This is a genomic window from Marinitoga sp. 1155 (assembly GCF_001021175.1).
Taxonomy (GTDB): domain Bacteria; phylum Thermotogota; class Thermotogae; order Petrotogales; family Petrotogaceae; genus Marinitoga.
The window spans coordinates 19432-30866 of sequence record NZ_AZAX01000033.1 but is presented as its reverse complement, the minus strand read 5'-3'; the positions used below and the strand labels follow the sequence as shown (position 1 = coordinate 30866).

10 protein-coding genes and 1 tRNA gene are annotated in these 11435 nt (G+C 28.4%); 3 read left to right on the top strand and 8 right to left on the bottom strand.

The genetic code is table 11. The features are described from left to right. Window positions 1-41: 41 nt before the first annotated feature. Window positions 42-118: transfer RNA gene (locus X274_RS09345), tRNA-Met, on the top strand. Window positions 119-158: 40 nt separating this feature from the next. Here X274_RS09345 and X274_RS09340 read toward each other — a convergent pair. From X274_RS09340 to argF, 3 genes are all read right to left on the bottom strand, one after another. Further along, window positions 159-779 carry an HAD family hydrolase gene (locus tag X274_RS09340; RefSeq protein ID WP_047266565.1) on the bottom strand — a complete coding sequence of 207 codons (621 nt, stop codon included), beginning with the start codon at window positions 777-779 and terminating at the stop codon, window positions 159-161. A gap of 104 nt (window positions 780-883) precedes the next feature. Beyond that, window positions 884-1825 carry a carbamate kinase gene (arcC, locus tag X274_RS09335; RefSeq protein ID WP_047266564.1) on the bottom strand — a complete coding sequence of 314 codons (942 nt, stop codon included), beginning with the start codon at window positions 1823-1825 and terminating at the stop codon, window positions 884-886. 23 nt (window positions 1826-1848) lie between these two features. Further along, window positions 1849-2829 (bottom strand): ornithine carbamoyltransferase, encoded by a 981-nt coding sequence (gene argF / locus X274_RS09330; protein ID WP_047266563.1) that lies wholly within the window; start codon window positions 2827-2829, stop codon window positions 1849-1851. Window positions 2830-3035: 206 nt separating this feature from the next. On the opposite strand from argF, the gene X274_RS09325 reads away from it, so the two are divergent. Together X274_RS09325 and rbsK are read left to right on the top strand one after the other, a co-directional pair. Further along, a complete protein-coding gene (locus tag X274_RS09325; protein ID WP_047266562.1) occupies window positions 3036-4097 on the top strand; it encodes a hypothetical protein in 1062 nt (353 codons plus the stop codon). A 21-nt stretch (window positions 4098-4118) separates the two neighbouring features. Beyond that, window positions 4119-5033: a ribokinase gene (gene rbsK, locus X274_RS09320; protein WP_047266561.1), complete on the top strand. Its 915-nt coding sequence runs from the start codon at window positions 4119-4121 to the stop codon at window positions 5031-5033. Between the two features lie 21 nt (window positions 5034-5054). Here the strand turns inward: rbsK and X274_RS09315 are convergent, their stop codons facing one another. The 5 genes from X274_RS09315 to X274_RS09295 all read right to left on the bottom strand — a co-directional run bounded on the left by X274_RS09315 (window position 5055) and on the right by X274_RS09295 (window position 11317). Then, window positions 5055-5738 (bottom strand): hypothetical protein, encoded by a 684-nt coding sequence (locus X274_RS09315; RefSeq protein ID WP_047266560.1) that lies wholly within the window; start codon window positions 5736-5738, stop codon window positions 5055-5057. A 10-nt stretch (window positions 5739-5748) separates the two neighbouring features. Then, window positions 5749-8430, bottom strand: coding sequence for a DNA polymerase I (gene polA / locus X274_RS09310; protein WP_047266559.1), 2682 nt, complete (start codon window positions 8428-8430; stop codon window positions 5749-5751). 11 nt (window positions 8431-8441) lie between these two features. Next, complete coding sequence (locus X274_RS09305; protein ID WP_047266558.1) at window positions 8442-8639, bottom strand: hypothetical protein; 198 nt, start codon at window positions 8637-8639, stop codon at window positions 8442-8444. A 66-nt stretch (window positions 8640-8705) separates the two neighbouring features. Beyond that, window positions 8706-9158 (bottom strand): D-aminoacyl-tRNA deacylase, encoded by a 453-nt coding sequence (gene dtd / locus X274_RS09300; protein WP_047266557.1) that lies wholly within the window; start codon window positions 9156-9158, stop codon window positions 8706-8708. Window positions 9159-9160: 2 nt separating this feature from the next. Continuing rightward, window positions 9161-11317 carry a RelA/SpoT family protein gene (locus X274_RS09295; RefSeq protein ID WP_047266556.1) on the bottom strand — a complete coding sequence of 719 codons (2157 nt, stop codon included), beginning with the start codon at window positions 11315-11317 and terminating at the stop codon, window positions 9161-9163. Between the last annotated feature and the right edge of the window lie 118 nt (window positions 11318-11435).

Sequence of the window (11435 nt, the reverse complement as noted above, 5' to 3'; positions counted from 1 at the left end):
GTCGTAGGTTCAAATCCTGCCCCCGCTACCATTTTTTTTATGGCGGCGTAGCTCAGTTGGCTAGAGCATGCGGTTCATACCCGCAGTGTCAAGAGTTCGAGTCTCTTCGCCGCCACCAATAAAAAAGCAGCCTTTGGCTGCTTTTTTTCATTTATATATTATAAAATTTCCTTCCATTTATTTTCTTCATTAATATGTATAAATTCAATTCCCACTTTCAAGGAAGATCTATCAAAGTCTGTATCTCCAATCATAATACAATCTTTTGCATTTATATTCAATTTTTCAAGAACTTCCATAAAATATTTTGGATTTGGTTTACAAAAATGGGAGTTTTCCATCGTTGATACATAAATAAAATTATTTGGTGATAAACCTATAAAATTTATTCTATGATGAACGGCAATTTCTGGAAATACAGGATTAGATGCAAAAATAAACTTATGTTTTGATGTTTTTATTTTATTTATTAAATCAAAATTTGGAACAACTATTTCTTTTAATTTTGGAAAATCATTTTCATAATAATTTAGAAAAATATTATACCAATATTTTTGACTTTTTCCTGTTTTTTTGGAAAGAGAGTTTAAATAATAATCTAAGTTATTTTCTTTTCCTTCAACTCTTTTAATAAGTTCAACCGTACATTCATAAATTATATCTATTATTTTTTTTTCTTTAAACCCTGTATATTTTAAAAAACTCTTAAAGTATATCTTTTGGAATTCATTTTCTTCATTTTTTATCAATGTCCCATCATAATCTAAAAAAATATACATTTTAATCCTCCTTTTAAAAAACAGCTTTTTAAATAAAAAGGTCTGGATTGTGGGGAGAGGGAGAGATTCACAATCCAGACAATGGTTTTAGTTCTAAAATTTTATTATGGTATTATTTTTGTTCCTGTTTTTCCTTCTAAAGCTTCTTTTAATTTTTCCATATCTGTGATTAATGCTGGCTTTTTAGCGTCTTTTACAAAGGATACACATGATTCTATTTTAGGCAACATACTACCTTTTGCAAAGTGACCTTCTGCTATATATTTTTCTGCTTCTTCAATAGTTATTGTATCTAATGCTTTTTGATCTGGTTTATTGAAATTTAGATAAACTTTTTCAACAGCTGTAAGAATAATAAATTCATCAGCATTTAAAATCTTTGCTAATAACGCAGAAGCTCTATCTTTGTCAATAACAGCTTCTACTCCTTTTATTTCACCATTTTCTTCAATAATTACAGGTATTCCTCCTCCTCCTCCTGCTACTACAATCACGTCATTCTCTACTAAATCTTTTATAGTATTTTTTTCAATTGCATCTAATGGAATTGGTGATGGAACTACTCTTCTCCAACCTCTTCCTGAATCTTCTTTAAACATCCAACCCTTTTCTTCCATTATTTTTTTAGCTTCTTCTTCTGTATAAAACGGACCTACAGGTTTTGAAGGATTTTGGAATCCAGGATCATTTTTATCTACTACAATTTGTGTAACAACCGCAGCAACATCTCTATTTATTTTTCTTTCATTTAGAATATTTTTTAATTCCTGAACGATCATATAACCTAAATATCCCTGTGTCATTGAACCTAATACATCCATAGGAAATGGTGGAATAGTTTCCTTAGCGATATCCTGCTGTAATAATAAGTTTCCCACTTGTGGACCGTTTCCATGTGTTATTACCAGGTCATATCCCATATCAATCATGTCAGCCAGATAGGATGCAGTTGTTCTTATGTTTTTAAACATATTTTCTGCAGTTGGTTTTTCACCAGGTCTGTTAACTGCATTTCCCCCAATGGCAACAACGGCTAATCTTTTCATATAAATTCCTCCCCTGCTAAATTTTATAGTGTAGCTATCATAATAGCTTTTATTGTATGCATTCTGTTTTCAGCTTGATCAAAAACTTTTGAATGTCTGCTTCTAAATACTTCATCTGTAACTTCCCTAATATCAAGACCTCTTTCTTTAGCTTCTTTAGCAACAATTGTTTCAAAATCATGGAATGATGGAAGACAATGTAAGAAAATTACATTTGGATTTTCTGTTTTTTTAATTAAATCCATGTCAACTCTATATGGGGTTAATAGTTCAACTCTCTCTGGCATTTTATCTTCTTCTCCCATTGATACCCATACATCAGTATATATTACATCAGCCCCTTTAACTCCATCTAATTCGGAAGTATATTCAATTACAGCACCAGTTTCTTTAGCAGTTTCTAAAGCTTCGTTCATCATTTCATCAGAAGGTTTTAATGATTCAGGTCCTACAGCTACATAATGCATTCCTAATTTTGCAGAAATTCTCATTAATGTATTTGCAACGTTATTTCTCGTATCCCCAATAAAAACCACTTTCATTTGATTTAATGGTTTATGTATAAATTCCATCATTGTCATTACATCTGCTAATCCTTGAGTAGGATGAGCTTCATCTGTTAGTCCATTCCAAACAGGAACACCTGAATACTTTGCCAAATCTTCTACAACTTTCTGTTTAAATCCTCTGTATTCAATACCATCGTACATTCTTCCTAAAACTTTAGCCGTATCTTCAATAGATTCTTTTTTACCCATTTGACTATTTGTTAAGAATGTTACATGAGCTCCTTCATCTAAAGCAGCAACCTCAAATGCGGTTCTGGTCCTTGTAGATGTTTTATCGAAAATCAATACTATATTTTTACCTTTTAATGTTTCAGTTCTAATGCCTGCTCTTTTCTTAGATTTTAAATCAAAAGCTAAATCTAATAAATATTTTATTTCTTCTGGTTTATAATCTTTCAATGATAATAAACTTCTTCCTTTTAAATTAATTGGCATATTATCTCCTCCTTTAAATAAAATAAACTCGACAATGTTTATTATACATTTTGTTTTCAATTTCTCAAAATGAAAAATCTTAGAAAAATTGGCGAGTATGAAGAAACTTTCATGATTATTCCTTTTTATTATAAGTATGCGTAAGTATAAGAGAGTATGCTTATGTATATAAATTTTATGGTATAATAATTCAAAGGAGTGATATTATGAAATTAAAAATAATATTTATACTAATATTAGTATTCATCTTATCTTCATGTATAAAACAACCAATTAAAGTAGAAGATACTAACTTTAATGATTTAACTAACTCACAAAAAGAGTTATTAATCAGATTAATTGCGACTGGATATAACCGTGGAGGTGGGTATTCATTTGAAAACTTAAAAAAATTAGCAAATGAAAACGGGGATGACTATGATGATAATGTTTTATATAATTATAAGTATTTTATTGGGAAAATAAACACTCCACCAACAAAAGTAATTAGTGTTAAATCATTAGTTTCTGATGATGATAGAATAAAAGAATATGTAAATAATATTATAAATAGATTCTCAGACAATTCTAATAAAAATTTTTTTATTGATGCTTTCGATTCAAAAATTCCAACAAATCCTATTAAAAATGATCGTGATTTTGAATTTTTAAATCCAAATACAATAAAAAGTTATGAAAAAAGAGATTTTTTAGTTAATAAAGTTTATAATCTCATTAAAAGAGATTATTCAAATAATTATCTTTTCAAGTATTGGTATGATAAATTTTTTAAAGACATTACATTCAATGACGACAATATATTATTTTACTCAAAATTTCTTGTTGATATTGCTTATGCATATACAAATTCAGATATAGAACTAAAAAGATTGCAGTATACAGGTTCAGAGTTATATCCGGAAGTTATTAAATTAAACCATATACCTGTTGAGTTGATACTCGCAATAATGTATCAGGAGTCAAAATTTTTTCCAGGATCATTTAGAGCAGAGATTTCAAATGGAAATATATACGCATTATCTTTTGGTTTAACACATGTTTTAATAGATGCAGACTTTCTTTATATTTCGAATACTGATGAAACTATAGGTGATGGCGACAAGGGAGAAAGAAGTTTTGATTTGATTTCTTATTTTTATTTAGGGAATAATAGAAATGAAGAAACATATTTTTCAGATTGGGATTTAATTACAATAAGAGGATCTATATTATATTCTGCGATTTATTTAGATATGTTATATCAAAAATTAATTAAGTATATTAAATAGTGTGCGTGAGGGGGAGAGACAATGATAGGTGTAATTGGAAGTTCAAATATGGATATAGTTTTAACAGTTGAAAAATTTACAAATCCTGGTGAAACCCAAAAAGCTATTTCTTTAGAATATTTCCCAGGGGGAAAAGGTGCTAATCAAGCTGTAACTGCTGCAAAGCTTTCAAATAATGATGTTTATTTTTTTACGTCATTAGGAAATGATGATTTTGGTAAATCTCTGGCAGTGAATTTCGATAAATTCGGAATAAAAGGTTATGTGTATACCGACTTACCAACAGGAAGAGCATATATTGAAGTTACAAAAAGCGGATGTAATAGAATAATAATTTTCGAGGGAGCCAACAGTTTTATTACACCAGAAATTGTTGAAAACAAATTAGATATATTAAAGGAATATAAGTATTTTTTACTTCAAAATGAAATACCGTTTGAAACGTCTTTTCACATAGCTAAAACTCTTAAGTCAAAAAAGAAAATAATTATATTTGACCCTGCTCCAGCTCAAAATATTAAAAAGGAAATTTTTGAATATGTTGATTATTTTACCCCAAACGAGGAAGAATTCAAATATCTATCAGAAACATTTTTTAATTTAAACCCGGAAAAGCAATTAAAAGAAACTTTAAGGAATTTTTTTGGATTAGGAGTCAAAAACATAATTTTAAAACGCGGTGAAAAGGAGATTATTTTGTATAATAGGAATTCTATATTAAAAATTCCTGTATTTAAAATGCATAAAGTTGTAGACACAACTGCTGCAGGAGATGTGTTTAATGGTGCGCTTGCCGTTGCATTAGAAGAAGGAAAAAATATAAAAGAAGCTATTAAATTTGCTGCCGCTGCTGCTGGAATTTCCGTAACTAGAAAAGGTGCTCAATCTTCAATTCCAACAAGAAATGAAGTGGATAATTTTTTAAGTTCAAAATAAAATAAAGAGGCTTAAGCCTCTTTATTTTATTGAAATATATGTAATCATTCCTAAAAATAATCCAAGTATCCCTAAAACTATATATTTTGTTAGTGTTCTTTTTTGCCTGTTTACTTTGATAGTTATATCCTGTTCGTAACTTCCTCTTTCATTAAAAATGAGGATTTTAATCTTATAATTTCCATCTTCATAATTTATAGGGAAATAAATTTCATTCTTTCCCGGGTATATACTTTTCTTATATTTATCTAATTTTATAGTTGCATATGTATTTGAGTATAATAGAATTTTCAATCTGTCATTATACCAATCGTCATTTGGTGAAACTTCTTTGGTATAAGATTCTATTTTTATAACTGGATATATTTCTTTATCTAAACTAATATTTAATTCTTCATTATTTAACAAAAATTCATAAGTTTTATCTTTATACTTTACTTTTAAAATTCCGGAACCAGTAATAAATTTTTGAGAACTTGAAAAGACATTATACTTTTCATCATTTATTATAATTTCCTGAGGATATCGCTTTAAATGAAATGTGACGGTTGAAATCATTGAATCATCTATATAGTGCAATTTCACATACTGGCTATATGAAGTGCCGGTACTACCAAATGAGAAAATAAAATTAAAATCTATAGAGATATATCCAAAAGATATTATACTAAAAATAATGATCAAAAAAAATAATATTTTTTTCATTAAAATCGCCTCACTTAGTCCACCTTTCTGATATATTTATATCAACCTTCAGCGGAACCTCTAAAGTAACGGCATTCTCCATAATTTTCTTAACAATATTAGCGACTTCTTCCTTTTTATCTTCAGGTAATTCTATAACTATTTCATCATGAACCTGAAGTATCATTTTAGCATATTCTGGCAATTCTTTATCTAATTTTATCATAGCTAATTTCATTATATCAGACGCAGTCCCTTGAATAGGAGTATTTACAGCCATTCTTTTTAAATCATTTTTATTTAATCTTAGATTATTTAAAAATCTTTTCCTACCAAATAATGTTTCAACATATCCATTCTTTGAAAGATCTGATAAAATTTTATGTTGATATTCTTCTACACTCTTATATAACTCAAAATATTTTTTTATAAATATTCCTGCATCATTAATAGAAACTCCAGTTCGTTCTGATAATCCATAAGAAGAAACTCCATAAATAATTGAAAAATTAATCATTTTTCCAATTTGTCTCATTTTATGATCAACCTGTTCTTCTGAAACATCAAAAAGTTTTGCAGCCGTTATTGTATGAATATCTAAATTATTTTTGAATGACTCAATTAAAACAGGATCTTTACTCATATGAGCCAATACACGTAGTTCGATTTGGGAATAATCAGCACTTAAAAGAATATAACCATCTTTTTCCGCCTTTACAGCTTTTCTTATTTTTTCTCCTTCTACATCTCTAATAGGTAAATTTTGAAGATTTGGATCGCTACTGCTTAATCTTCCTGTAGCTGTACCTGTTTGATTAAATGATGTATGTACCCTTTTCGTCTTTTTGTTAACCAATTTTGGAATTGATTGAATATACGTTGATAATAATTTCTGATATTTTCTAAAATCCAATATTTTCCGAATAATTGGATGATCATCTTTCATTTCTTCCAAAACCTGTGCATTTGTAGAAAATTGACCACCTTTTGTCTTCTTTTTTGGAACTAATCCCAGCTTTTCAAATAACAATTCTCTTATTTGCTTGGGTGAATTCGGGTTTATTCCATAACCAGCTATTTCTTTTATTTCTCGTAATATATTGTTTGATATATCTGTATATTCTTTCTCTAATTTTTTTAAATATGGAATATCAAAATAAACACCATTTAATTCCATTTTAGCCAAAACAGGAATTAGAGGATTTTCTATCTCAAACATAACCTTTTCTAATCCAAATTCATAAATTTTCGGTCTTAAAATATGAAATAGTCTTAAAGTAATATCTGCGTCTTCACCTGAATATTCTGCCACTTTTTTTGAATCTACATCTTTTAGAGTGTTTGCAAATAATGTTTCATTTACGACTTCATTGTATTTTATAGTCTCATAATTTAAATACTTTTTTGCCAGATCATCCATATTAAATCTTCTTGAATCTGGAGAAATTAAATATGCAGCAATCATTGTATCAAAATAAGGTGTTTTCATCTTAAATCCAGTTGTTTTCATAATTGATAAATCATATTTTAAATTTTGTCCAACTAAATTTTTTTCTTTTAATATATCCCATAATTTTTTTAAAATACTTTTTTTAGCTTCATTACCTTCGTTTGATATATCTATATAGTATCCTTTTTTAGGTTCAAAAGATATTGCAATGCCAAGTATTTCCGCCTGATAAGGATCAATAGATGTAGTTTCTAAGTCAAAGGAAATAATATCCTGTTTTTTAATTAAATCTAAAATCTTATTTAAATCTTTTTTTGTTAATAATTCATATTCTCCTTTAGAAGATAGATCCTCAATCTCTGGAAGATTGCTGATTTTTATAACTTTTTTCTGTTCTTTAAAACCCAACTCTCTAATTATAGATTTAAATTCAAATTCATTGAGTAAATCTTCTAAAGTTTCATTAAATCCCCTGTATACATAACTTTCCCAATTTATTTCCAACGGAACATCAGTAACCAGTTGAACAAGCTTTTTACTTAAAAACGCCATTTCTTTTCCTTCGATAAGTTTCTTTTGTATAAATTTCGTTGTATTTCTAACATTTTTATATATCTCTTCTAATGAACCAAATTCTTTTATTAATTTAGTTGCAGTCTTCTCTCCAATTCCCTTAACTCCAGGAATATTATCAACAGCATCTCCAGTTAAAGCTAAAAAATCCTGAATTTTTTCCGGACCAAATCCATATTTTTCATAAACTTTATTTACATCATATTCTCTAATATCGGTAATTCCTCTACCTATTCTGAGCATTTTTATTTTATCATTTACCAATTGCATTAAATCCTTATCAGATGATAGTACATATATTTGATTAAATATTTTCTGTCCATTTAAAGCCAGTGTTGCAATTACATCATCAGCCTCATAACCTTCTTCAGCAATTGTTTTAATACCTAAAGCATTTACAATTTCCAGAATATAAGGTATTTGATCTTTGAAAATTTTAGGTGTTTCCGGTCTATTCGCTTTATAACTTTCAAGTAATTTATGCCTGTATGTAGTTGTTTTTTTATCCATTACAAAAATAATGGCATCTTCATTTTTTATTACATATTTTTCTAAAATTTTTAAAATCATCTTTGTAACCCCATAAATAGCATTTGTGGGTATTCCTGATGTAGTTTTAAGATTAGGATCTAGTGCAAAAAAAGCTCTATAAGCAACCCCACTTCCATCTATTAAATACAAATTTCTCATATGTGCCTCCTCTATTCAGCTCGTACATATTTTTTTGTGCCATCAGGCATCTTGAATTTAACAACAATCCCTTTAGCTGGTTTTTCTTCACCTTTATATATTTTATATATATTTTGAGGAGTAATTCCATATTCTGCTCCTTCTGCGCTAATATGTACATCAAATGGTTGTTCTGAATACACAAATACAGTTACTTCTACTTCTTTCATAATAACACCTCCAATGTTTTATTGATAAATTTTAATATTTTGTCAAAAAATCACTAAATACTCTATCTAAAAAGTTTTTTCAGAATCAAGTAACAATGTAACAGGTCCATCATTAATTAGGTTAACTTCCATTTCTGCCTGAAAAACACCTTTTTCGACATTAATTTTATATTTATTTTCTATAAATTCTATAAATTTTTCATAATATTCTTTCCCCTTATCAGGTTTTGCCGCTGAAGAATATGATGGTCTTCGACCCTTTCTACAATCACCATATAAAGTGAATTGAGAAACAATTAAGATTTCTCCTTTTATATCCAGTAAAGATAGATTCATTTTTCCTTCATTATCTTCAAAAATTCTTAAATTAAGAATTTTATCGGCCAACCATTCAATATCTTTTTCATCATCATTTTGTCCAACACCAAGCAACACCAAAATACCTTTATCTATCTTTCCAACAGTTTCCCCTTCAACATCAACATGAGCTTTTTTAACCCTTTGAACTACTGCTCTCAATACTAACTCCTCCTTACACTATATACACCTTTTATATTTTTTATTGATGTTAAAACTCTCATTAAATGCTGTACATCTTTTACCGAAAGCCTCATTTTTAAATCTATTCTGTCAACCTTTCTGGAAGTTTCATACATTTCTATATTCGCTTTTTCCATTTTTATTTTTTTTCTAATATCATTTAACACAGATTTGTTTTCCATTTCTATAAGTAAGTGCGTAATAAATTTAGAATTTTCTAAATCTTCTGCAATCCAGGACACTTTTACTACTCTTGAAATTGGAACCTCTTTAATATTCATACAATTTTTTCTGTGAATTCCTATACCTCTTCTACTAACTATCCCAATAATATCATCACCTAATACCGGATTACAACATTTTGCAAAATACACATCTATACCTTCCTGACCATCAACTATAACTCCAATTCCTTTTCTTTTATAAGATATTTTTGAAGTTTGAAAATTTTCCTCTACCTTTTTTATTTCAATATCTTTAGGTTCAAAAAGCTTATAAATTTCCCTTGGATTTACATCACCAAAACCTAATCTTATATATAAATCTTCTTCGTTTTTTATTTTGTTTTTTTCACAAAAAACTTGATTATCTTTTATTTCGTGAATTAATTTATCTATGGACATATTTAATTCTTTTGCAATTTCTCTGAGTTTTTCCCTGCCTTTTTCTTCAAGATTTTTTTCATTTTTTAATCTATAATGTCTTTTTATTTTATGTTTAGTTCTTGAAGATTTTGCATATTTTAACCAGTCTATACTTGGACCTGAAGAATTCCTATTTACTATTATTTCCACAATATCTCCATTTTGAAGTTCATAGCTTATTGGAACGATTTTTCCATTTACCTTAGCACCAGCAAAATGGTTGCCAACATTTGTATGTATCGCATATGCAAAATCTATAGGCGTCGCACCATATGGCAAATGCAAGATTTCACCTTTTGGAGTAAATACAAAAACCTCATGAGCCTTTAATTCTTCTTCTATATCGTTCAAATTAAAAGCGGATTGGGCTATTTCTTTATGTAAATCCATCAATCTTTTTACAAAATATAATTTTTTGGTATCCACACCTTCTTTATATGCCCAATGAGCAGCCAATCCATATTCGCTTTCTTCATGCATTTCCCAATCCCTGATTTGAATTTCTAAAGTTTCACCTTTGTTTGTAATAACAGTAGTATGAATAGACCTATAACCATTTGATTTAGGAACAGCTATATAATCTTTTATTCTTCCCGGAACTGGTCTCCACACCGAATGTACAACCCCCAATGCCGCATAACATGCAGTTGGAGACTCGGTTATTATCCTTAATGCTATAAAATCGTAAATTTCATCAAAGCTTTTGTTTTTTCTCAACATTTTTTCCCATATACTATATAGATGTTTTGTTCTCCCCTGTAAAGTCGCTTTTATATTGTGCTTTTCTAAATTTTCAAATATAATCTTTTTATAATCTTCCATTCTATCGTGGACATTTCTAACTTTTTCTTCCAATTTTCTTTTTAAATCTTCATAAGCTTCTGGATATAAATATTTAAAGGATAAATCTTCTAATTCTGCTTTTATTTTATGAATACCTAATCTATGAGCTATTGGAGCATATATCTTAAGTGTTTCCTGAGATTTTATTATTTGTTTTTTATGTGGCACATATTGCAATGTTCTCATATTATGTAATCTATCTGAAAGCTTTACTATAATAACCCTTATGTCATGGGACATAGCAAGAAGCATTTTCCTGATCGTTTCAATTTTTTCTAATGATTTCATGTCAACTTTATTTAGTTTTTCATTTAACTTCAGATTGCTAATTTTAGTTACACCATCTACAATTCTTCCAATATCCGTTCCAAATTCTTTATTAATTTTTTCAATTGGAACATCGCAATCTTCTACAACATCATGCAATAAGGCTGCCACAATACTTTCAATATCCATTTTTAATTCGGCCAATATTTTAGAAACAGCTTTAGGATGTTCAAAAAAAGGTTCTCCTGAATCACGCATTTGCCCTTCATGGGCATTTTTAGCTAAAAAATATGCTTTTTCTAAAAGTTCTACTTCAGAATTGTTTAAATCTTTATTTAAAATTTTCTCTATTTCTTCCTTATAAACTTTAAAATCCTGATCCATTTACTCACATCCTTTCACTATTAAATTATATCACAAAAGATAAGTCTAATAAAATTTATGATATAATATGTTGTATACAGGAAGTTCAAAAATCCAAATTCACACAAAAATTGTTTGT